We start from the raw sequence: 23,969 nt of genomic DNA, 5'->3' as shown, positions 1-23,969 counted from the left end.
TTTTTGTTTGTTAGCGATTATCCACTTTCAATGATAATCAACGAACGCCAATTTAGCTGTCGAAAGCCTTCGATACATATTCCTGGCTGACATTAACCAAGGTAACTTGAGTTTGTTTCTTTCAGGCTATTCAACGGTTGCATCGAGGAGTTTGTTCGTTATTTCAGCTTTATCAATTGCCACAATAATTTTATCAAACCTATTCATCGTCCTTTCTGTGGCAGTTCGTAACTATTTCAGCTACCTACAAAACGGTTTCTTCCTGCTCCTATACCGACTAAAAAGAGTAAGACCGAAGCGCCAAGCAGAATGAAAAGTGGTAGATTCCAACTATTTGTCAAATCATGCAGAAAACCTATAAGGGCAGGACCGATTGCGGCAAGAAGATATCCGATCGATTGCGCCATGCCAGACAGTTCCGCTGCTTGATGCGCATTTTCAGTACGTAAACCGAAAAACATCATGGACAAACTAAAGGCGCAGCCTCCACCAATTCCGAGTATTATTATCCATAACAGAATTATATTGGAGCTTCCGTATAGAAGTCCGAGCGTTCCCGTCAAAAGCAAAATGGTTATGATGACCACTAACAAACGTTGACTAGACATACGCCCTGCAATAACGGGCACAATAAAAGTAAATGGAAGCAGAGCTAACTGCATTATCGAGAGGTACCATCCTGATTGGTTTGAGTCAATTCCTTGCTGTTTTAAAATTTCAGGCAACCATGCGATCAACACATAGAAAACCATGGACTGTATACCCATAAACAAGGTTACTTGCCAGGCAAGAGGTGATTTCCAAACATTCACATCGTTGCTGGCTATCTGTTGACTCATCGTGGTTGTTTGCTTCGTTTGATTTCTTAGTTGGGGTAGCCAACAGAGAATCGATACAAAGCTTAGAATCCCCCATATTCCCAATGCTCCCTGCCATTTTAGACCTGCGTTCAAGGCTAGCGGTACACTGATTCCCGATGCGATTGCTCCAAATAAACTCATTGAAATGGAGTAAATACCTGTCATGGAGCCAATTTTATTTGGGAAATCCCTTTTGATTAAACTTGGCAATAATACATTACATATGGCAATTGCGAATCCAAGAATTGCTGTCCCAATATACAAATTAGCTATGCCAGATAAAGAACGTATTACAATGCCAACAGTCAGAAAGATTAGGGCAATCAAAATGATACGTTCAACACCATACCTTCGTCCTAATTTTGGTACTAGTGGCGATAATAAAGCAAAGGCAAGCAAAGGTACCGTTGTTATCAGGCCGGCTAATGTATTTGAAATAACAACGTCATCCCTTATGAAACTCACCAAAGGACCGACTGAGGTTAAAGGAGCACGTAAATTAGCTGCAATAACAATAATGCCGAGAATTATCAGTCCTATAGATGATGGTACGGCTTTTTTATTTTGTTTGTTCGACATTCTTCATTTCTCCTTCCTGAATTTATACGTATAATTTGTTTCCTACTGATTGAAAAACTATGAAATAACATCCGCGCGAATAATAAAAGTATATTATAGTATATTATTTTTAACAAGTGGTATTGTATAATATACATAAAATCATCTGAAAACAAAAATACAACTCTGAATTCCCGTCATGGAATTCGGAGTTGTATTAAATAAGTAGGATTTCTGACTTTTAGAAATCATACTTTAAGCATATATGGAGCACTGTTTCGCTATTCGTATGATTGGTATAAGAGTGAGGACAATCTGCACGAAAACTGATCGTATCATATTGATTCAATGTGTAAACCTCTCCATTGACTTGAATTTCAATGGAACCAGTCATTACTGTCGCAATTTCAGTTGTATTCGCATGATGACCTTCAGGGTGATACGAGCTATTCGGCTGTAAGTAAGCCCGACACATTTCAATATCGTTGCTTGTGTGTTTAAAGACTGGTTCAATGATCCAATTTTTTTGATCATTAGAAAACCGCAGTCCTTCTCCTGCTCGATACAAACTAACAGGCTCTTCTGATTTCAACAAAGCCAATAGCGGTAAAGACATGCCTTTTGAAATTTTCCAAATAATCGCCAAAGTTGGATTTGTATCGCCACGTTCGATATTCCCCAGAGTAAGTTTGCTTACACCCGTTAATTCCGCTAATTCGTCTAAGCTCATGTTTTTTTCTTTTCTGTACTTTTTCAAGGCACCGCCGATTTGTAATACAAGCTGTTTTGATTCATCGATTTCATCCATTTGATATTCACCTCAACAAAAAACAATTATAGCAAGTATACTGTTTATCTAGACTCTTTTCCATACAATTAGTATTGGATGGTGGACTATTCTCCTCTGTACAATTCTGTACACAAACAAAAAAAACCTCCCCGCAGTACCCTGCAGAGAGGTTCCTTCTAATAGAATATCTTCTCATCCCGCTTATCCTTAAGTATTTCCACCGCTTCCCGGAACCGCAGAGAGTGTATAATCTCCCGCTCCTGCAAATACTTCAAGCTATCCTGCAGATCCACATCATCCCTAAGATCAATTAGCCACTGATACGTCGCCCTAACCTTCTCCTCCGCCGCTATGTCCTCATATAGATCCGCAATTGGATCACCTTTGGCCTGAATGTACGTAGCCGTAAAGGGTACGCCGCCTGCATTCTCATAAAACAAGGCGCTGTCATGAGCAACATAATGAGCACCAAGTCCAGCAGCCTTAAGCTGTTCTGGCGTTGCATCTTTTGTCAGCTTGTAAATCATGGTCGCAATCATCTCAAGGTGTGCAAATTCGTTGGTGCAATGCCTTCCAAGACTGACTTGGCATTATGGTATCCTACTCATTTAGACAATATATAAAAAAGCCACATGTTATGCGACTTCCGTTGTATAGATATTCATATCATCAGACAGCACTAATGTTGCTCTTCAAAATAATGAACTCTGAAATAACTTCTTTTAATGTTATTTTCTTTTTTGTTTCGATCTATTGGAGTTAGAAAAATCACATCATCTGGGTTTTTCGCAACTCTAAACACTTCTCCTTTAAAACTTACTGTTTCTAAATCCCAAGTCAATAGACTTACCGTAGCTTTGATCAGGGCTATGGTGCCGATTGAAATCAAATCCTCTAAGTCCTCACCCGTATTATCGTATTTTTTGAGGTTGTGGACACAACCCTATGTAAATCATTGCTGCCAAGAGTGGAAAGTTATCCTCTGCAGTTCGATCCACACTAATAGTAAACACCCATTGTATAAATACAATGAGTGTCTGTCTTTCATTACTTAATCGTTTTTAGCTTAGGCGAATTGCTCTCTCATAATGAAATCACCGTTGATAAGCTATTTCTCAAAATCCGAACCCAATTAGCCATTCTCCAAAGCAATTGGTCTACGGCCAGCATGCAAAGAAGCTCTTTATAAACGTTCACGTTAACCAGAAGAGGAAGATTGTCGAACGTATTGTCAAAACCTTTTATCGTGCAGCTTTGGGGGATAGATAACCCCCGTTTCTCTAACGTTAAGAATGCGAATTGAGCGTGCGAATCGTCACGCAAACCAGTACCTCTGGCATGCCTTCTCCGGGAATTTCTCCATCTGAAGATTAACACGGCTTCAAGCCCAATGTGCTCCGGGATGCGAACAGCCCACAGAGTAACCTGGTTGAAGGGTTAAAGAAGTGGCTCAGAGCAGATGTCATCAACATCAATAGTTTGTTTTAGCACATAACCGCTGAGATACGGAAGAATGTAGGGACATTTATGATTAATATTATGAAAGAATCCCATGAGTATTATCGATCGTCTTTGCATCAGAATGCAGAAGTGTCTTTAGTTCAACTTATATTATTCGGATAGGAAAGATTAATAACCGCTTGACCGCGATGCGTCTCGCGATCGCTCTCCACGTTCGGATCCAGCACGCTGCGAATCTGGTCATAGCTGAGTTCTAATGATGGGTTGAACTCCGCAGATGCCGCATATTGCAGCAAGCTATGAAGAAGCTGGCGTACCTCCGGCTTATCTTGGTGACCAATAAGGTCGCTTGCGCATATGAGCAAGCTTCCATTGCCAACCTTAGCTTCAACGATCAAGCCGAGCTTATGATTGCGCTCAAAGTTGTCAATGACCTGCACTAGGGGACGGAACGCTTCCGGCCACTTATCCAGTATAAGCGAATGAGAGTGGGTCAGGATCGGCCACCACTGCCAGTTGCTATGAAACTCGGTTGGAAAGGCCTCGAACATGGGATGCTTCTCATCACATAAGATTCCGAGCGTTCCCGGTGCTGGAGCCGCGTTTTTCCCCTCACAGATGGATCTAAACATAGGATAACACCAAAAGTCCGAAGCAAACGCTCCGCCGATATGGGAGGATAGCTGCTCTTGATGGGGAATGAGCAAAACACGCCCGCCTTCTTCGAGAATATCGCCTACCTCTTGATTGAATTCTCTACGCAAGTGAAATTCAGCTTGTTGCGGCTTGGCTTCTGTCTGCGCCGACGGATATACCCAGATCGGATAATGATTTATAACGTCGCTGCCCTTCCATTTCAGAGTAAGCTCCAGCTTGGCGGGAGCCTCTGCTGCGGACAGGTCGATCTGCAGCGTACCCACATTTTCCAAAGCCCCTTGTTGAATATTCTTTGCCGCCATCGCTCCAGCCTCAATTAGTCGGTCTCCTTGCTTTAGCGACCACTCCAACTGCATAGCTTCAAGCGAGTCAGACCCGTAATTTGCGATTTCCAGCTCGGCGACAAACGTCTCCTCCTGGGTATACGTAAACCTCGGAATCCTTGCCAGCAGAACGATTTCCGAGCAAAACTCGCGCCACTTCTCCGGTTCTATGAAGCCTTTGGATTCCATAAACGCGTCCAATACGCCAACCAATGCCGTTCCTTGGCCCGGAAAGTCCTGCAGATCTAGCAGTTGAAACCCGCCGAAGCCCGGAGTGCGCAAAGCGGCTTCAATCTCTTCGCGGTAGCATATAACCGCGAGCTGTCCGGATGCCCGGAAGAAATGATCGGCTTGATCGAGCATTCCCGCAGCCTGAAGCCTCTCGCGAAACACTTCTAAGTTCCGTGCTTTCAGGACGCCTGTGTATTTCTCTATTTCGCCAAAGTTTGGGAAGGATTGATATTGGCCAATTTCATGGCTTATCGTAGGCACTTGAATGTCCGGAAGATTATCACGATAGTCCGTTAAGGTTGAAGGATAGCTATCCTGCACATGCCCAAGGGGCAAGTCCGCATGGGAGAACGAAGCTCGAACCATCGATTCGCCATGCCCTGTTCGCATGGTAACCCAGAAATCAGAGTCTTCCGAGAAAGCCGGCGCCCAGAAATAGTTATTCGCCCCTTCAGCGTATAAGCGCCTGCTATCTTGTTCCCGATATTCCTTCAACAAGCTCGACATGGCGTTGCGACTGCCATGCAATTCGTTGCCTAGCGTAAACAAAGCAAATGATGGGTGATTGCCATAAGCCTTTAATATGCGCAGTCCTTCCTCCCGCAAGTAGTCCGATCTCGCCTCATCATAGTCTTCATCCGCTGGATCTTGAAATGCGCCCCAATACGGCAGCTCAGGCTCGAAATAAATACCGAGCAAATCCGCGGCTATAAATCCTGCTTCTGGCGGGCAGCAGGTGTGGAAGCGATAATGATTAATCCCGTAGGACTTGGCGATAGATAGCACCTTGACCCATTCTTCCACCGTCATCGGCGCATAACCGGTTAAAGGAAAAGCCAACGCGTCATGTTTTCCTCGCAAAAATACTTTACGACCGTTATTCGTGAACTGTGTGCCTTCCGTACCGAACTTGCGCATGCCGAAGCTTACGGATTGCTCATTCCGATACGATTGCCCGTTAGCGTTCGCCTCCAGACTCACAAGCAAGCGGTATAATACGGGGTTGAACTCATCCCACAGCATGATATCTTCGCCGAGTTCATAGTGCAGTTCAACAGACTGGTTACCCGGTACGGACTGAATCATAGCGATCTTTACTGCTGTTGCAGCATTTACGTTGCCTTGGATTGTTCCAATCATATCCATTAAAGCGATAGATAGCTGGGTATCCGCATTGTCCATCGTGTCGTTGATTAGCTGAAACCTGAGCTGAACGGACTTATTAGCAACATCGGGGAACGCCTGAATGTTGTCTAATCGGATTAAATCCGCTGCTTGAAGCTCCATTCTGCCGAGCAGTCCGTTCCAGTTCGTCTGCGTATCGGGTGATGTCATATGACCGCCTTTTATCGGCAGGCCGCTGTTATCAACCAATATGGTTAACGTATACGTGCCAGGAGTCATGATCCCAAATTCATAGATATGGGGTGCGCTTACGCTGTTCTGCATGCCTTGCAGTTCATCGCAGATCCAAACCTTCGTTACTCTTGTCCGCTCCACGTACAGCTGGATATGCTTGTTCGCCCATTCCGCCTTGATTTCAATCTCGCGTTGGTACCATGCATAACCGTTTATCGGATAAGCCTCAGTTAGGTGAGCGACTTCTTTGGCCGTGTTATATTCGCCTTTTTGATACTCCGAGGTGGTTCCTGGCAGCTGAATGTGATCTTGCAGCCGCTCGTTATACCATTTTTGATCAATGCCTTGCTTGGTCTCATCAAAGCAAAATCTCCACGTTCCCGCAATTGACTCTATCATCATTTTTTCATAGCCTCCAGCTCTTAGCAAATGCCTTAATGGTAATCCCTATATTCTTGCGGCGTATAGCCCGTCGTCTTCTTGAACAAGTAGGCAAAATAAGCTGCGGTCTGAAATCCGACCTGCTCAGATACCTCGTACACCTTGATGCTTGGATTGTTAAGCAGCTCTTTGGCTTTATTCATGCGCGTTTCCTGTAGAAAATCAGATATCGTTTTGCCCATCTCTTTTTTGAACAGCACGCTTAAGTAACTCGCATTCAGATGATGAATTTCAGCAATTTGCTTTACTGTGATATGTTCTTGGAAATGTGCCTCCAAATATTCGGAAACCTTGCCGATCAGATTATGCCTTTGACTGGCTTCACCTTTCTTTTCGATAACCATATGGCGTTGAACGTAATCGATCACGACTTCACGAATTTGCGCCTCGCTTCTGCAATCGATCAGCTTCTGCCACATCTCCAAATTCATTTCCCCGCCCAGCTCTTTATTCCATGTCTGCTTGCGAGCCAGTTCGCTGAGCAATGCCATGCCAAACGCCTGTATATACGTAAATGGCATAGAAGGCTGAGGAAGCAGCATATCAAACACATTATTAACGTAGTCAACAACCTTATGAGCATCGGCAGCATCTTCTGTCAGCTGTATAATCTCGGGTATAATCTCTTCACGCAGACGAAATTGTTGGAATTCCGATTCATCCAGTCGATCATAGTGCAGAACTTGCCCGCTCTCCATCAAGCGGAATCTTGCCATCATGAATTTAACTTCCTTATAAAGCGTCGGTACATCTTCCCAAGTCGTACATACTCTGCTATTGCCAATCGTAACCGTTGAGCCGTATTGCTCCTGCATGACATTTTGGATGAAAGCAAGCTGTTTTTCAATTGACGCACGTTCAAGCGGACTTAAATTAATGTGCAAGGCCACGATTTCATCGGTGACGGTCTTTGCGACATAAACATGATCAAAATCGCTTAAACCGATATGGACCGTTCTCAAAAATCCGTTGCTGATCACAACCCGCTCTCTTGCGTCCTGCACCGAGGAATGAAAATGATCATAGCCCAGTACGATTAATCCGATTTCTTGGTTGCTTGCAGGAAGCTCCAGCAGGCTGCCCCATGAATGCAGCATCTGGGCATGAATGCCTGCCTCCCCAATAACATCGGATACGAACCGTTCTCTGACGATATCGAGACTGCCGGATACTTTCTGTTGCAGCTCCTGCGCTTGATTTTCAATTTGCTTTAACTTGGTTAATGTCTTGCGGAACCCGGTAAGCTTGCTCTCTACCTCTTCCACTTTAATCGGCTTCAACACATACGCTTGCGCCCCAACGTTCATCGCTTCCTGTACAAATTCGAATTCGTTGTAGCCGCTGATCATCAGCACTTGAAGCTGCGCCTGGATCGCTTTAGCCTCTTCAACAAGTTCAATTCCCGTCATAACAGGCATTGATACATCTGATATCAACACATCAATAGAAGTATTCCGCAATATGTCGAGAGCTTCTTGACCGGACTCTGCGGTGAAAGGCGTATCATAGCCTAGCTCCTTCCACTTGATATAGCGCACAAGCCCCTGAACATGGGTAGGCTCATCATCCACGATCAACGCTTTTAACAACACTACATCACCTTCCTAATCTGCGGCCTATGAACACTTGCCGGTATGATAATCGTTGCCGCCGTCCATTCGTTCTCTTTGCTGTCTATGGTAAATTCATGTTTATTCTCAAAATAGAGCTGGAGCCGCTCGCGAATATTAGCAGTACCGTATCCGTTTCCGTTCCCCGCCTGCTTTCCTAATTGAATCTGTTTCAGCATCTCTCTTGAGATGCCTATTCCGTTATCGAACACCTCGAATCGAATGTTGTCTTGTTCGAGCTGCGCCGAAATTCGGATAACGCCGCCCTTCTTCCCTGTAATGTTGCCATGCAAATAACAATTTTCCACAATAGGCTGTAATAACAGCTTGATTGTGTAAAGCTCCAGCAGCTCTTGCTCGATATGCCACTCGATGGTCACCCTTCCCGGATAACGCATTTCTTGAATGTCCAAATAAGCTCTCACATGATCAAGCTCGCCCTTTATTTGTATGACATTAATTTTATTGTCCAGCGCCAGACGGTAAAAGGCGGTCAAGGCGTCTATGGTACGCAGCTGTTTTTCGTCTTGAAGATCCAGCGCACGCCACCTTAGCAAACTTAACGAATTGTATATAAAATGAGGATTGATTTGAGCCTGCAGCGCTTTGAATGATTGCTCGCGTTCCTTGAGCTTCGCTTGCGTAATGTCTTCAACGAGCATACCCAGACGGCCGGACATCGAATTAAACAAAACTTCCAGATCGCCGAGCTCATCTTTAGCCGTATTGCGAATACTGACATCGAACTGTCCTTGACTGACATCGTACATGCGCGTGCCAAGCTTACGAATACGCCATACGACATTTTTCAGCACCGTCATAATTAAAAAAATAGAGCAAAGCAGAAAAAAGAAAATAACAGCCACGATGCCGTATAAAATCATCTTGGACTGGCGCTCAAGCTGATCCATCTGGATCAACGCGGCCACATGCCAGTTCGAATCAATCGGCCTTACCATAAGCAGATTGCCATCCACCATTACGCCATCAGATAGGCTCGCATCATCCCAGTGATTGTTCAGCGTTGTCGATTGAAGCTTTAATCCGATTTTTTCTGGATCGGAGGAAACGATGATCGTGCCGGAATCGTCAATAATCGATAATTCGCCTGAACCACTGAACGGCTGATTGAACAGATTGCCAAAAACCGATTTATAGTCTAACAGCATATAAATAATGCCCTGCAAATTGCCGGTCGGGCTCATCACTTTATGTGAGATGACAAGCTTATTCTTGTTCACGTTGCTCCATATTAACGAGTTGGAAGCCTCGCTCGTTTGGGTAAACCAATCCGTCTCATTCAAGTCAGGCTGCAAGATGCGCCCCTCTGGCTTCCACAGCAATCGTCCGTCCTGCACAAGCATCGGATTCGTGTGGTAAATCCGGAAATCATCGATACCCGGCAAGTATTTACTCGTAAATACAAATGAACGGTCTACATACTCAACCGTGTTCAGCTGCTCGAACATATCCGAGTAATTACGGCTTAACCGCGAGATTAGCTCCCCATCCGTTGCCGTACGCGTAGCAAGCACATCGTAGCTTTGCTTGCGGAATTCTATATTTTGAACGGTTTGGCGCATCGCTTCATTAATGGTGACCAAGTAATTGTCCCTGAAGCTTTCAAGCGCAAGATAGCCCGCAACAATGCCTAAAAAAATCGTTGGAACAAAAATAATGGCTCCATACAGAATTAATATTTTTCGGCGCAGGTTCATTTTCTGGGTGTATTTAATAACGATTCGTTCAAGACTGCGGCGTAATAGCATCGTATCCCTCCTTTCCGTATTGTAATCGTATTCGCAACAATGGAAAAGGGAGCAACCTCCCAGAAAGGAGTGCTCCATTTTGGTGTACCGCTAGCCTTGCTCTTTCAGCAATACTTCATATTGCTCCTGCCATTCTTGCTTAACTTCAGTCCAGTGCCCACGTTTCTCAAGGGCATCACGGAAAGCCATCCACGTCGCTTCGAACTGCTCGCCGCTTTTGGACATGATGAGTTTCGCTCTATACTCTTTGCGAATATTTTCGAGCTCAGGCAAGTATTTCTCTAGCAGACCGCCTGCCTTCGCTTTAACCAAGTCATAGGTTTGCGTGCTACGCACGGCACCCATCTGTCCTACCGTTGCCGTGAATTTCGACGTTTTTTCGTTTCCGACTTTATCGCCTGTGCCGTAATTCCACCACGGATACCAGTCGTTATTATAGGAAGAAATCATATACAGCTCTGGCGTTACTTTCGCTTTCTGTGCAGGCTCGCCAGAATTACGCGCTTTATCATATTCTGCATCAATATAATTCCAACGTCCTAGCGGCTGATCGATCCAGCCCCAGAACTTTCCTTCTGGTCCTTCGTTAATGACTTGCTGCTGATCCGCTCCAGGCTTAAGTGAGTAATCAAGAAACTTCAAAACCGCTTCTAGATTTTTGGAATTTTTGCTAATGTAGACGTCATATCCTGGATACGGGTTGATGACAGTGTTCGCTCCAAGCTTCTCAACGCCCTCTACCTTAGGGAATGGAACGACTTGATAGAACCAGCCTGGCTCAGTCGGGCCGTCCAACGTCTCCCAGATCGAATTATCCACGTTAAAGAAGGAGCCTACGTTCATCGCTACGCGTCCAGCTTTGTTTTTCTCTTTGTAGCGTTCCTTTTTATCGGTTACGACCTCTGGGTCAACCAGATTGGAACGATACATTTTGTTCATCCATTGGTAAGCCACTTTATACTGTGGGTCGTCATACAAGAGGACAAGTTCGTCACCCTTCTTCTCTACCGGGATAATACCGCCTCCCGTCGTTACGCCAAACGTGCTCAAAACCGTATTTTCATCGTTCCAGCCTGCCGTATCGTTAGGATCCATTAAGAAGCTAAGCGGAATCAGCGGCTTGCCTGACGCGTCTTTTTGCTCAGAGGCTTTTTTCAAGTACGCTTCAACACCTTCAATCGTAGCCAAATCAGTTGTGGTCATTCCCGCTTTCTCAAGCACGTCCGTACGGACAAGCCATGTTTGCGATGCCCAGCCCGGCCATGGATTGTCAGGATTTTGGTCGAACCAGGTTGGAATGGACCAAATATGCCCGTCCGCATCCTTCATTTGGTCCAAATATTGCTTAGGAATCGCTGCAAGGTTGGGATATTGATCAGGCATATCGAAATATTGCTCGACTGACAAAATTTTATTGGAGCGAATCATCGCTGCTTTCACGATTTCACTTCGATTGAAGACAGCTGCATCTTCGAAGCCGCCGGTATTCAGCTTCAAGTTAAGCGCCGTAACTGCATCACCTTGAGTAGCTTCAAGCACAACCTCAATGCCTGGCTCCGTTTCCTTCCAATTTTTTTGGACAAGGCTATCATTATTAACCGTTGCCGACCAGCCCAGCCATAGATTGAACTTGTTGGAGCCTTTTGTCGTTTCCGTTCCGCCTTGCACTGCGTTTGTGCTTTTCGGATCATTCTTGGATGCGTTCGAACCCGAACATCCTGCGATGACAGAAAGCAATACGACCGCGGACATAGCCATTAAACCGGTCTTCTTTACCCATTTGCTCTGCATGCTTCTTTTCTCCCCTTTTCGCTTACCTAAGTTACGGTATGTGATGAAGCCCAATACCCTCATTAACGGTGCCTCTTAACCTTTGACGGAGCCGATCAATACGCCCTTCACGAAATACTTCTGAAGGAACGGATACACACATAGAATCGGAATCGCGCTTACCATTACGGTTGCCATTTTGACTGACATGAGTGTCACGTTCTGCATTTGCGACCCTCTGGCTAGTGCTTCCTGATTCGAGTTCGAGCCCAGGATTGCTGACATATCCTGCGCCGACAATAACTGCTGGAGAAACGTTTGTACCGGAATGAGATCCTGCTTAGTGACATAGAACGCTCCGGCGAACCAATCATTCCAATGGCCGACAGCGGTGAACAATCCGATTGCCGCAAGCATTGGCTTCGACAGCGGAACGATAATTTGGAGCAATACGCGGAACGGCCCTGCACCATCCAGCTCCGCCGACTCGACAAGTGCCTCTGGAATACCTTGAATGAACTTCAGCATGACAAACATATTCCAAGCCGAGAACATTCCGGGTATGATATAAACCAAGAAGTTATTAATAAGCCCCAAATTATAAAGTTGAATATAAAGAGGTACAAGCCCTCCGCTGAAAAGCATGGTCAGCAAAATATAGCTGAGAATCGATTTACGGAATGGAACCTTCGTATACGATAAGCCGAATGCCACCATCAGCGTGACCATGAGGCCAGCTAATGTACCCGCGATAGTACGCAAGATCGTAATTAGATATGCGTGCTGAATCACTTCGTTACCGAGTACGATTTCATAGTTAATTAGTGTAAATGCCCGTGGCAACAAATATACGCCGCCCTTCGCTGCGTCGGTTCCCTCATTCAGCGAGATCGCCAGCATATACGCGAATGGATAGAGCACGGATAAACACAGCAGAAGCATAAGAACAATAAGAATGATTTGGGAAATGATCTCACCAGATGTACGTTTCATCGATTACCATAACCCCTCGCCATTCAATTTTCTAGATATCTGATTCGTGAGCACCACTAGAATAAGACCGATAACGGATGACAGCAGACCGATTGCTGTAGCCATTCCGAAATACCCCTGTTGAAGGCCGGTTCGAAGCACATACGTATCGAGAACGTCCGCCACCTGCATGTTCGCCGGATTCAAGAGCGGATAAATTTGATCCATGCCCACGGTAATCAAACTTGGAATGCTAAGAATGAGAACGATTGAAACCGTCGGGATCATGCCTGGCAGCGTAACATACCGGATTTGCGCCCATTTCCCTGCGCCTTCCACCTTGGCCGCTTCATACTGCTGGGGATCAATGGCTGTAATTGCCGCGAGATAAAGAATCGTATTCCAGCCTACTTCCTTCCACAATCCGCTGGAGACGATCATCGGCCGAAACCAGCTCTCCGAGCCTAGGAAGAAGATAGGCTCTCCGCCCATTTTTGTAATCAAATCATTCGCCAAGCCGCCGTCTAACGTAAGAAACGATTGTAAAATATAAGCGACGACAATCCATGAGAAGAAATGAGGCAGGTAGCTAACCGATTGGACGAATCTTTTGAAGCCTGCGCTCACCAATTCATTAATCATAATGGCCAATACAATTGGAGCCGGAAATCCGAATACGAATTTCAAAACCGAAATGAACAACGTATTTTTCACGACAATCCAAAACTGAGGCTCTTGCAGAAACGTGAAGTTTTGGATTCCAACCCACGCGCTGTCCCATATAGATGACCCGATCTGAAAATCGCGAAATGCGATTTGAATGCCCGCCATAGGAACATAATTAAATAGAAACAAAAGCAAAACAGCCGGTAAAATCATGACATACTGCCAACGATATTTGTATAGTTGTGCTAACATGATGTCGCATTCCTCCTTCTGTAATACATTGTAAGGGGTTTCAGTTAGGTAAACCATATAACGTTGATTGGATTTTCATCGTAATGATTTGCTCTTTGTTCGATAACAAAAATAGGCGGCCATGAGGCCATTTGTTAAAATCTTCGTCTTTTCTCTCGAGAGAGATTCGGATGAACTTGATTCTTTTCTTAAAAAAAAAATCCATAATTCGAATGGGATTCGTTGGTGATTGCCTTGGTCATTTCATAAAGATAATCGGGCCGAACGGATGTTTTTCCGCCAGATCCGCATAACCGAAATAGCCTTCGTAGATCGTTTTCCCGCGATGAACAACCGAACAGCACAGCCGGCAAGACCGTCATCCACAAAATGTTGAAGAAGCTCGTTGCTGCTGTAAACGTGACTGTACCACACAGCGCTAAGTAATAGTGACACCTACACATGAAAAAAATCGGCCGTCTCCGTTAAATCCGAGACGGCCTGTTTAGAACTCAACTGGTTTAATACAATACGGGTAATTTATCGAGTGTAATCGCATATTCATGATGGTAAGCCTGGAGTAGTTCCTCCTCGGAAGTCCACTCTGCAGTCGATCCAAATTCGTTTGACCAGATCATGTACCAAACCCACGGAATTCTAGTTATAGAGAGTTGATTTATGCTAGGCAGCACCCCAATCTCTCCTAATGCAACTAACTTCGGTTCTGAGGTTATGCGCATGAGTTCCTCATATTCGGGCTGTAAATCCGTATGCGTATGCTTGGGAGGGTACAGGTCTCTTGATATCACATCAGTCACATCATCACCTGCATATCCTTCCGCCAAAGGTGAGTTCCAGACCCAGATTAGATTATTCAGAGCATGGATGTGTGTATATCGGTCATACATAATACGGTACAACTGCTTTGCAACCTCTGGCCCTTTGTGACCCCACCAGAACCATTCCCCCTCGGCTTCATGGAAGGGTCTCCACAGAATCGGAATCCGATTCTCGCAAAAAGGTTTCAGGATATCGGCCATATGATCCATATCGGAAATCAATGCCTCATACTCCTCCGTTCCTTCTATTACAGCATTGGAGGCGTCAAATGTTGTATTATTCGAATAGAACCCCTTATCCCAGCTTCCAAAAGGAGAGAACCAATGCCAGGTGAAGGTGATCATACCTTTTCGTTCTGCCCATTCCCAAGCGCGGTCAAGCGTGTTTCGGTTCTCATCAATCTCAAGCAGGCACTCTGGACTGCTGTTTTCATAATTAATATTCGGCGAATAACTTAACAGCTCAAAGCCACAAAGCGCAGGAAGCCTCCCTGTAACCTTTTCGATGTACTGGAGTTCCTTTTGCAAATTGGTTTGCGTGTGTTGACCGGTAATAATAGCTTTGCCAGCTATCCCGCTTAAGTACTGTAGTACTGCTTTTACTTCTTTAGAAGCATTCGGATTGCAAGGTACCATAGCAGCGAGATTCGGATTTCTCATGGGTCACTTCCTCATTAGGTATAGATTTGGCATTAAATCAGACAGTGCATAAAAAAGGGCCGTTCCGCCTCCGCTGGGACGGAGAATGTCCCTTAACTTTTCAATCAAAATAAATTACTTGGAAGACCATTAGCCCCCAGGATAACAGCTGGGTCGTCATTTGGATGGGACATCGTGTATGCCGCTCCGTATGCTCTCATTTTGAATTCTTCTTCTTGAGGATTAGGTCTTTCCAATGCTCGATATTATAGGCTTTCAGAGCTTCTTGTTCCGGTTCACTGTAATTCCCTGTCAGCATCTCCGAATAATTGCGAGTAAAATAATATAAAGTTGAGTCCTCGAAGTCACCGCCGTAATGTACCATCAGGTTCCAATAAATTCATATGATTCAGCCAACGGAAATTTTTTTCCGGACGACCAAATTTCTCTAGAACATTAATGAAGTCAGGCCTTACCCAGCCTTAACTGCTTTAAGTCTGAACCATCCACTTTCATAGTCTTTCTGATGATAAGCTAGGTGTAGTCCCAATTGCATGAGCCTGTCTCCCCCATAGCTTGACTTTTCTCCATAGTTACCTGACCAAACTTCGTATTCAAGATCCGGGTTAAGCCCATCAAGCCGCAAGGTTCTTCGCGCTGCATTCGGCACGGCCATCACTTGGAAATAGTACACAACGGCTTCCTCTTTGTCTTCAGATACAAACATCCAAGCCGATTCGTTCCCTTCAAATGGACTCTTCAAGCGATACAAGTCACCCTTTTGAACTAATCCACGAATTTGCTTGTAAGTTATGACTTGGTTTTTGACAATCTCTTTGTCTTCATCGCTGAATTTGGTTAGATCAAGCTCATATCCAAAGTTTCCAGACATGGCGACGTTCCCACGAAAATCAAGTGGCGTTATCCGTCCAACTTGATGGTTAGGAACGGCTGATACATGGGCTCCAATTGCACTTACAGGATAAACAATGCTAGTACCATATTGTATCTTTAACCGTTCTACAGCATCCGTATTATCACTTGTCCAGGTTTGAGGCATGTAGTAGAGCATTCCAGGGTCGAAGCGGCCTCCACCACTTGAGCAACTCTCAAACAGAATATTCGGATATGCCGTGGTGATGCGTTCCAACAGCTCGTACAATCCTAGAACATAGCGATGGGCCGTCTCCGATTGACGTTCAGAGGGCAGTGAAGCGGAACCCATTTCAGTCAGAGCGCGGTTCATGTCCCATTTCACATAAGAGATCGGCACGCTGGAGAAGATCGCTGAAAGGGAGTCATAAATGTAATCACGAACTTCCTTTCGAGTATAATCCAGCACGAGCTGCCACCTTGCTTCGCTGCGCCTGCGTCCAGGAACATGAAGACACCAGTCCGGATGCTCCCGGTAAAGATCGCTGTCCGGCGATATCATCTCGGGTTCAAACCAAAGTCCGAATTTAAGCCCAAGCCGATTAATGCGTTCCGCCACATCAGCAAGTCCGTCCGGCAGCTTCCGGCGATCCTCGTACCAATCACCAAGAGATGAATTATCCGAATCCCTCTTGCCGAACCAGCCGTCATCCAAGACGAACAGCTCAATTCCTAGCTTCTCCCCTTCTTCCGCAATTGATAACAACTTTTCAGCATTAAAATTAAAATAAGTAGCCTCCCAGTTATTAACTAGAATCGGCCGCTCTTTATCTCTATATTCCCCTCTGCATAGCCTTGTCCGGTACAAGCGATGATAAGTACGCGACATATCGCCCAACCCTTGCTTAGAGTAAACCATAACGACTTCCGGTGTTTGGAAACTATCACTTGGATTCAGTAGCCATGTGAAGTCAAAAGAATTCACTCCCATGCTAATTCGCGTAGTGTTGAATGAATCCACTTCAGCAACCGCTTCAAATCCGCCGCTGTATACTAAGCTGAAGCCGTAAGCATCACCATGGTTTTCCGTTGTTTCCGGAGTGACCAACGCGTAAAAGGGGTTTAATTGATGGCTGCTCATGCCTCTCTTGCTATCTATTCGAGTTTCACCTTGATGAAGAGCTCTGCGGGTCATATTACCTTCTCGAGCCCAGGCTCCAGAAAGATAGATGATTTCTAAGTCCCCTTTATCCAGGAAGTCTACACTTGCACTTAGAGCACGGAGAAGCCGAAGCTTCTTTCCCCCTTCATTACTCAAGCGTGTAGAACGGATAATGACATTCCGATCAACAAAAACAGTATAAATAAGGACTACTTTTAGATCCGAATAGGCATCCTTCAACTCCAGCTCCAAAGTCTCTGCTTCGGCTTCATTTTCTACATAAACGGCTGGAAGTCCAGCTAATGAGGGCTTCCCCTTAATGAGCTTATAACCTACGTACTTTAACTCCGTAATTCGGGTTCCATCCTCAAGCTCAACTTGATAAGCCGGGTTACGAAAATCCCCGCTCCCGTATTGAGGGTATTCTTGGAATAAGCGATCCAATCCAGCCTTCTCGGGAGTGTGAATTAATAAATCCGCCATGGGTTCCCGATGCTTCAGGTTACCCCCCCAATATACATGGATAGGATATCCGTCCTTAATTTGAATAAGATAACTCATGCCGGCCGACTGCAGGTGAAAAAGCCCCGTATTCTCTTGAACAATAATGCCCATAAAACTTCTCCTCTCAACACTACCCTCTCAGAGCAAATGTTTTAGTGTTCTCAAAATAAAATATGGTTTTAAGCTTGGTACTAATTAATAGATTATTTGTCAACTATACAGGAATAATATATCAATACTTAATATTGAGTACATAGCTTGATGCTCACTAATTATGTTATAATGCTTGGAATTTAATATTAAGGGGTTATACCATGATTGAGTATTTGTCACGAAGCAAACAGCACACTGAATTGTATCTAACACAATTTGGCATTGAAGAATGTATTCCGAGTCATTTTTTTGGGCCAGCCATAAGAAGTCACTTTCTTCTTCATTATATTTTGGACGGAGAAGGGATTTTTGAAGTTGATGGAAACAAATACCGGCTTCAGAAAGGTCAGGGTTTTCTTATATGCCCGGCTGTCATTACTTATTATCAAGCCGATTCCAAAATCCCATGGTCATATTGCTGGTTTGGTTTTGACGGAACACTGGCAGAATTGCTCCTCAAGCAAGCAGGATTAACGAGGGTATGCCCAATACTCAACTGTGGTAAAGACGATATGATTTATAAATATTTGATGTTAATGGCCGAGTCCAATGGAAATCAAAAAACGAGAGAAACAAGACTGACCGGTTTGCTTTACTTATTATTATCCCTACTTGCAGAATATGGACCGGTAACGCCAATTGAGCAACAGGATAGTCGTGCGGAAATTTACGTAGAAAAGGTGAAGGAAATCGTCGAAACTAACTTTGCTCAGAAAATTACCATTGAGGACATTGCCCGCATCATCGGACTCAATCGAAGCTATCTTTGTTCGTTATTCAAACAACAAATGAATACTAGTATCCAGGAATACTTAATTCGTATTAGGGTCCAAAAAGCATGTGAAATGATGGGGAACGTTGAGCTGACGATAGGTGATATCTCCCGCTCTGTCGGCTACAATGACCCTTTGCTCTTCTCCAAAATGTTTAAAAAGATAAAAGGAGCTTCCCCTAAGAATTACCGATCAGAAACCCAATGATAATCCATCCTGCTGCCTTTACTAAGGATCTAAGAGTGTATGGTTATAATAAAATCTATGTGTTCTTCATCTCCCATATAAAAGGAGTGAGCTCCCGTTTGAACAAAACCCATTTTTTATAAAAATCAATAGCATTCTCATTCTTTTCCCAAACTCCTAGCCAGATCATCTTTTTGTTTTGTCTAATGGCTATTTCCATTGCTTTGTTAAAGAGATTTACCAAGCCTTTTTTCTGATATTTGTTGCTTATATAAACCAGCTGTTTAGAGTTAAATGCTCTTACCAAAAAGGCATTCATATTCTCAGGCGAATTCTGATCTTTAATGTATCGTTACTGTTACAGTCATTTAAACATTTAGCTCCTTTACTCTTAGAATAAGATGAAATTGGTCTCTGCTTCGCTTTCGAAAAACCACGCTAATGCAACACTGTTCGAAATAAATGGAAACTCCTGCAGTTCAGATCGTTTTAATCATCTTGCTCATAAACACCCCGGAACCCGGATCCGGATCAAGTCTCGCATGCACGTTGTTATCTTCGAATTCATGTCAAATATATTCGACTCCCGGGCTCTGCTCCAATCTCCGATTTGTCTACAGAAGAAGTTGTCCGCGTTGAGGCTGCTGACGAAACTTATATACGCATACAGTATTGCATTACATTGTTCTTCCGCATCTTCCTAGCAGAGTGCTTTAGGTAATCTTAGCCTAATGCCTGCTCAAGCAAAGCTGGCATTTCACTGAAATCCTAAAAAAATCGCGTTATCCCATTTGGATAACGCGATTTTTATGTCCAATGAATTTGCTTCCAAGTTAACTAGATACACATTTACTCCCCGAACGCAATTAGACAGCACATATGTTACGACTTCTGATAGCTACGGCGGAAGGCACCAGGTGTCAGCCGTTCCAGCTTCTTGAAGATAGCTCCATAATAGCTAGCAGATTCGAAGCCAACTTGATGAGCGATGTCCTGCATCCCGCGCTGCACATTGTCGAGCAGCAGTTCCTTGCTCTTGTTGATCCTTACCTGATTGACATAGCTGATAGGGCGAATGCCTGTCGTCTTCTTGAACAAATGGCAGAAGTATTCCGGTGTGACACACATCAGTCCGGCGAGCGTATGCAAAGCAATCTCTTCGGCATAATGCTGGTCAATGTAATCCATGACCGGTTTTAACCGCTCATACTGCTGCCCGACGGTATCGCTGCCCTCGACAGAGACGCGCTGAATAATCTCCGTCAATAAGGTATAGAGGATGGCGGAACAGGAGTAATTGCTTAACGTTTGCTCTTGCGGCGTAAGGGCAGCTTGCAGCAACTCCCGCATTCGGGATAAAAGGTATTCGGGCGATGCGAGCGCGAATACGCATGTGTCTACAATGCCGACTGTTTCAAACAAGCTCGCTGACCCGCTGCCATCAAAGATAATCCAGTCGACTTCCCAGTTCCCCGACAAAGCATAGTATTCGTGCTTCTGACCGGGGAACAGCAGCATGCCCATGCCTTGCTTGACGATATACTCCGTTTCGCTTAGCTTGAGCTTGCCCTCGCCATTGCGGCATTGAATCCACTGATAATCGAGAATGCCTGGGTCTCGGCGAATATGCTCCTGGTCATGATGCAGACCAATCCCAAGCAAATAAAAAGGGAGCAGCTTGTCTCGAGCGGAAAGTACTGGGAAAGCGCGATTGGGATGAGGCATGCGACCAACTCTCCTATTATCTTAATATTATTATACTGTATTAATTATTTAAGATTTTAACTCCACTTAATATATCATATAATCGCAATATATTGATGAACAAAGGAGATTACAGGATGACGATTAAGATCGGAATTGATTATTATCCAGAGCAATGGACTCCCGAGCTTTGGGAGAAGGATGCTGCGCTTATGCAAGAGACGGGTGTTGCAGTTGTACGATTCGCGGAGTTCGCCTGGAGCCGAATGGAGCCGACCGAGGGTCATTATCGGTTTGAATGGTTGGATGCGGCTATAGAAGTATTCGCCGCACGCGGCATGGAGATCGTGTTATGCACACCTACCAATACGCCGCCGAACTGGATGACAACCCGTTATCCGGATGTGCTGCCAATGGATGAGCAACGTCAAATCATCCGGCCGGGTGTGCGTGGACATCGTTGCAACAACAGCTATTCCTTGAGAATGCTGGGCTCTAGATTTGTGGAAGTGATGTCACAGCGCTATGCGAAGCATCCCGCCGTCATTGGCTGGCAAATCGATAACGAGATGCACTACCAGGAATGCCATTGTGATACGTGCAATCGTGCATTTGTCGCTTGGCTGCAGAAGCGTTATTCCAGTCTGGAAGAGATAAACCGGGAGTGGGGCATGGTCGTCTGGAGCGGAGAGTACAGCAGTTGGGCCGAGGTAACAACGCCGCTCGGTACCAGCAAGCCGATGAACCCTTCTTATCTTCTGGAGTACAAGCGATTCTGCTCGGACAGCGTAGGCTATCTGCTAGGATGGCAGCTTGAAATTCTACGCAGAAACTGTCCAGGCAAATTCGTGACGCATAACATGTGGCAATTCCCGAATAGCCTGGACTATTATGATCTCTACAAAGAGCTGGACTTCGCCTCTGTCGATTATTATCCGAATGAGCTGTATCGCGATCATGGCGATCGGTTTCCGAGGAACGGAGCGCTGACACTGGACTTGGTTCGCGGCATAAAGCGCCGCAATTTCTGGGTAATGGAACAGTTGAGCGGAGCGCAAGGCGCCTGGATGCCAATTCAGCGTACCCCTTATCCCGGACTGATCCGAGCTCGTTCCTGGCAGACAATCGCCCGCGGCGCCGATATGGTCGTCCATTTCCGCTGGCGGAGTGCTGCCGTCGGAGCCGAACAGTTCTGGCATGGACTCATCGACCATAGCAATGTTCCTGGACGCAGGTTCAGGGAGTTCGCGGAGCTTACTCGCGAGGTGAACCAGCTAGGATTACTACTGGCAGGCTCCACAATCGTTACCCAGGTTGCGATTCTGCATTCGCATGATCAGCATACGGCGCTTTCCCTTCAGGCGCAAGCGGAAGGGGGGATGCACTATATGGACAACTTGTCCTCTATGCACAATGCATTTCTGAAAATGGGCGTCGGTACGGACGTTATCAACTGGACCGAGGAGCTCGATGGCTACAAGCTGGTCATTGTCCCTTCCCTCTTTCTGTTAAGTGAAGAAACAGCGCAGCGGCTGGAGCGATTCGCAGCCGGGGGTGGCACGGTCGTCCTCACCAATCGGACAGGCGTGAAGAACATGAGGAATGTATGTGAGATGCTGCCTCTGCCAGGGCTGCTTGCGGAAGCGGCGGGTGTTGTCGTGAGTGAATATGATGCAATCGGCAACAGCGAACATCGAATACGGAACTCGGAGGGACAAACATTCGCTGCGAAGCAATGGTGTGATTTGCTGGAATTGCGAGGAGCAGAACCGATTGCCTGGTATGACAACGACTTTTACGAAGGTGTGCCGGCAGTTACTGTCAATAAGCTTGGTGAAGGTGAAGTGTACTATGTCGGCACTTGGCCGGAGCCATCGTATTTCTATCAGCTGTTCGAAGGGATATTGAAGGAAAAAGGCTTGGCTCCCAAGCTCCAACTGCCAGAAGGTGTGGAGCTGTCGATTAGAACGAAGGGTGAGGTAAGCTTCCTGTTCCTGATCAATTTGACGAATGAGCAACGAGAGGTTACTCTCGATGTTCCCTATCGCAGCTTGTTGACGAGCGAGATATCGGAACAGAAGATGACGCTGCCAGCTCTGGGAGTAGATATTCTAACTTTATAAGATCAGTGGCTTGCATCTTTGCTAAGGTCTGTCACACAAGGCGGAATACCTAGAGGGACAGCTTTTTAAGCTGTCGATGGACGCGTGTTAAAATGAAATGCTGAATGGGCATCGCCTTCATCGATATGCTACTTTGTATCTCATTTTACAAACGTTGTATTAATGTTCTCGGCTCATCCTTCTTCAGACTCACTATAACATACGATTTCGAGTTGTTTTGCTGGAAATGTTGACAAGCTATTTGTCAGAGTTTCATCCGCCCAAAGCATTCGTACCTAAATATGAATAAAGACAATTGATCTTATATGATCAATTGTAAGCTGTAGAGAAACCCAAGCTTTTTCCGATGCAATGGGCTTCTCTTTTTTTAAGACACGGTTTGAAGAGAGGTTAAAGGAATATTCCCTAGATTGCCCTCCTTTCTAGGAGAAGGGCAATCTTTTTCATGTTCTGCACGGCTGCGGTCATGAGCGCTTGCATAGTCGCATTCCGCAATCCCCTCAAACGGCAATAGCGAAACCCGTCATAGCGTTTTGAAAGATACACTTGTCAGAAGTTGCGGAAATAAAAAAAGTTACTACTGCTTGCATACAACGGTTAGCTCTAACGGAGAACTTTAGTTCTTTCGGAATGACCACCACGTTATCCTATCCGTTTGCTTAATAAAAAGAGCAGGATACCTTAGCCCTTGCTCATCAATGTGTATTACTCAACTATCGTTCCCGTTAGTTGAACAGTCATTGAGGCAAGTCACTGCTTTTTTCTTAAAAGCTTATAAATAATTACACCAGCTATAATCAGAATACCAACAATAATTATTGGAAACCAAGGATTCCCAACAATAAAATAACTATCATGATATTGAAAGTCTTCGCTTAAAGAATACATAGCTATCCTCCTTGTAGTTCCGCTAGCCTGCCCGTTAGCTTAACAAAGAAATGGAGCAGCTGCCGCAGCAAACTGCTCCATGATTGTTCAACTATCGTTATACCGTTAGTTCAACGAGGTAAGAGATTGTTTTCAAAAATGATACTGGCTACTTCTGAAGGTTTCTCCACCTTGTTTTTCAGTGGCTCAACACTTAAAAACTCTGCAAACCCCGCCAGCGCAGCAAATTGAGTGCCTCCCGATTGTCCCCTACCGTCTCGCAGAAACGCATTTTGGAGGCAACATCGGGCGAGCCAAAGGCGCTGGATTATATTTTATTTTCGAGGATGTCCTAAGTATCACTAACAGAGCGCGGTGAGTAAACAGTACCACTGGCACTCTGATTTTAGTGATCAGAAAAGGGTAGGAATCGGAGGACACGATACGG

General features: G+C 45.1%; 14 protein-coding genes and 4 pseudogenes. 2 read left to right on the top strand and 16 right to left on the bottom strand.

The annotated features are described in order from the left end of the window. Window positions 1–236: 236 nt before the first annotated feature. The 12 genes and pseudogenes from AB4Z50_RS27990 to AB4Z50_RS27935 form a co-directional block, all read right to left on the bottom strand. Window positions 237–1,439: a CynX/NimT family MFS transporter gene (locus AB4Z50_RS27990; RefSeq protein ID WP_441884497.1), complete on the bottom strand. Its 1,203-nt coding sequence runs from the start codon at window positions 1,437–1,439 to the stop codon at window positions 237–239. Window positions 1,440–1,659: 220 nt separating this feature from the next. Continuing rightward, a complete protein-coding gene (locus tag AB4Z50_RS27985) occupies window positions 1,660–2,226 on the bottom strand; it encodes a helix-turn-helix domain-containing protein (protein WP_441884495.1) in 567 nt (188 codons plus the stop codon). A 158-nt stretch (window positions 2,227–2,384) separates the two neighbouring features. Further along, a pseudogene (locus AB4Z50_RS27980) lies at window positions 2,385–2,771 on the bottom strand (manganese catalase family protein); the annotation flags it as partial. A 281-nt stretch (window positions 2,772–3,052) separates the two neighbouring features. Beyond that, window positions 3,053–3,142 (bottom strand): annotated as a pseudogene (locus tag AB4Z50_RS27975) (flagellar biosynthesis protein FliA); the annotation flags it as partial. A gap of 667 nt (window positions 3,143–3,809) precedes the next feature. Beyond that, window positions 3,810–6,641, bottom strand: coding sequence for a sugar-binding domain-containing protein (locus AB4Z50_RS27970; protein WP_441884493.1), 2,832 nt, complete (start codon window positions 6,639–6,641; stop codon window positions 3,810–3,812). Between the two features lie 32 nt (window positions 6,642–6,673). After that, complete coding sequence (locus AB4Z50_RS27965; protein WP_441884491.1) at window positions 6,674–8,272, bottom strand: response regulator transcription factor; 1,599 nt, start codon at window positions 8,270–8,272, stop codon at window positions 6,674–6,676. After that, complete coding sequence (locus tag AB4Z50_RS27960) at window positions 8,272–10,059, bottom strand: cache domain-containing sensor histidine kinase (protein WP_441884489.1); 1,788 nt, start codon at window positions 10,057–10,059, stop codon at window positions 8,272–8,274. The genes AB4Z50_RS27965 and AB4Z50_RS27960 overlap by 1 nt, the downstream gene beginning before the upstream one ends. Window positions 10,060–10,149: 90 nt before the next feature. Beyond that, window positions 10,150–11,850 (bottom strand): hypothetical protein, encoded by a 1,701-nt coding sequence (locus AB4Z50_RS27955; protein WP_441884487.1) that lies wholly within the window; start codon window positions 11,848–11,850, stop codon window positions 10,150–10,152. Window positions 11,851–11,925: 75 nt separating this feature from the next. Then, a complete protein-coding gene (locus tag AB4Z50_RS27950) occupies window positions 11,926–12,822 on the bottom strand; it encodes a carbohydrate ABC transporter permease (protein ID WP_430062137.1) in 897 nt (298 codons plus the stop codon). Between the two features lie 3 nt (window positions 12,823–12,825). Beyond that, on the bottom strand, window positions 12,826–13,719 hold the full coding sequence (locus AB4Z50_RS27945; RefSeq protein ID WP_441884483.1) for an ABC transporter permease: 894 nt from the start codon (window positions 13,717–13,719) through the stop codon (window positions 12,826–12,828). Window positions 13,720–14,219: 500 nt separating this feature from the next. Then, window positions 14,220–15,197 (bottom strand): glycosyl hydrolase, encoded by a 978-nt coding sequence (locus AB4Z50_RS27940; RefSeq protein WP_441884480.1) that lies wholly within the window; start codon window positions 15,195–15,197, stop codon window positions 14,220–14,222. 451 nt (window positions 15,198–15,648) lie between these two features. After that, entirely contained in the window at window positions 15,649–17,826 is a 2,178-nt protein-coding gene (locus tag AB4Z50_RS27935; RefSeq protein ID WP_441884477.1) for an alpha-galactosidase, read from the bottom strand. Window positions 17,827–18,029: 203 nt separating this feature from the next. Here AB4Z50_RS27935 and AB4Z50_RS27930 point away from each other — a divergent pair, with 203 nt between their 5' ends. After that, window positions 18,030–18,848, top strand: a complete 819-nt coding sequence (locus AB4Z50_RS27930; protein ID WP_441884474.1) for an AraC family transcriptional regulator — start codon at window positions 18,030–18,032, stop codon at window positions 18,846–18,848. A 29-nt stretch (window positions 18,849–18,877) separates the two neighbouring features. Here the strand turns inward: AB4Z50_RS27930 and AB4Z50_RS27925 are convergent. Together AB4Z50_RS27925 and AB4Z50_RS27920 are read right to left on the bottom strand one after the other, a co-directional pair. Continuing rightward, window positions 18,878–19,170 (bottom strand): annotated as a pseudogene (locus AB4Z50_RS27925) (GNAT family N-acetyltransferase); the annotation flags it as partial. A gap of 539 nt (window positions 19,171–19,709) precedes the next feature. Then, entirely contained in the window at window positions 19,710–20,552 is an 843-nt protein-coding gene (locus tag AB4Z50_RS27920; protein WP_339208282.1) for a helix-turn-helix transcriptional regulator, read from the bottom strand. Between the two features lie 116 nt (window positions 20,553–20,668). On the opposite strand from AB4Z50_RS27920, the gene AB4Z50_RS27915 reads away from it, so the two are divergent. Further along, window positions 20,669–22,654 (top strand): beta-galactosidase, encoded by a 1,986-nt coding sequence (locus tag AB4Z50_RS27915; RefSeq protein WP_441884470.1) that lies wholly within the window; start codon window positions 20,669–20,671, stop codon window positions 22,652–22,654. A 405-nt stretch (window positions 22,655–23,059) separates the two neighbouring features. On the opposite strand, the pseudogene AB4Z50_RS27910 reads toward AB4Z50_RS27915, so the two are convergent. Both AB4Z50_RS27910 and AB4Z50_RS27905 read right to left on the bottom strand, forming a co-directional pair. Then, window positions 23,060–23,191, bottom strand: a pseudogene (locus AB4Z50_RS27910) (transposase); the annotation flags it as partial. A 213-nt stretch (window positions 23,192–23,404) separates the two neighbouring features. After that, window positions 23,405–23,542: a hypothetical protein gene (locus AB4Z50_RS27905; RefSeq protein WP_441884467.1), complete on the bottom strand. Its 138-nt coding sequence runs from the start codon at window positions 23,540–23,542 to the stop codon at window positions 23,405–23,407. Between the last annotated feature and the right edge of the window lie 427 nt (window positions 23,543–23,969).

Origin of the sequence: Paenibacillus sp. 2TAB26, assembly GCF_052115145.1 — a bacterium.
Taxonomy (GTDB): Bacteria; Bacillota; Bacilli; order Paenibacillales; family Paenibacillaceae; genus Pristimantibacillus.
Note: the sequence above shows the minus strand (reverse complement) of the source record. Positions and strands in the feature narration are given on the sequence as shown.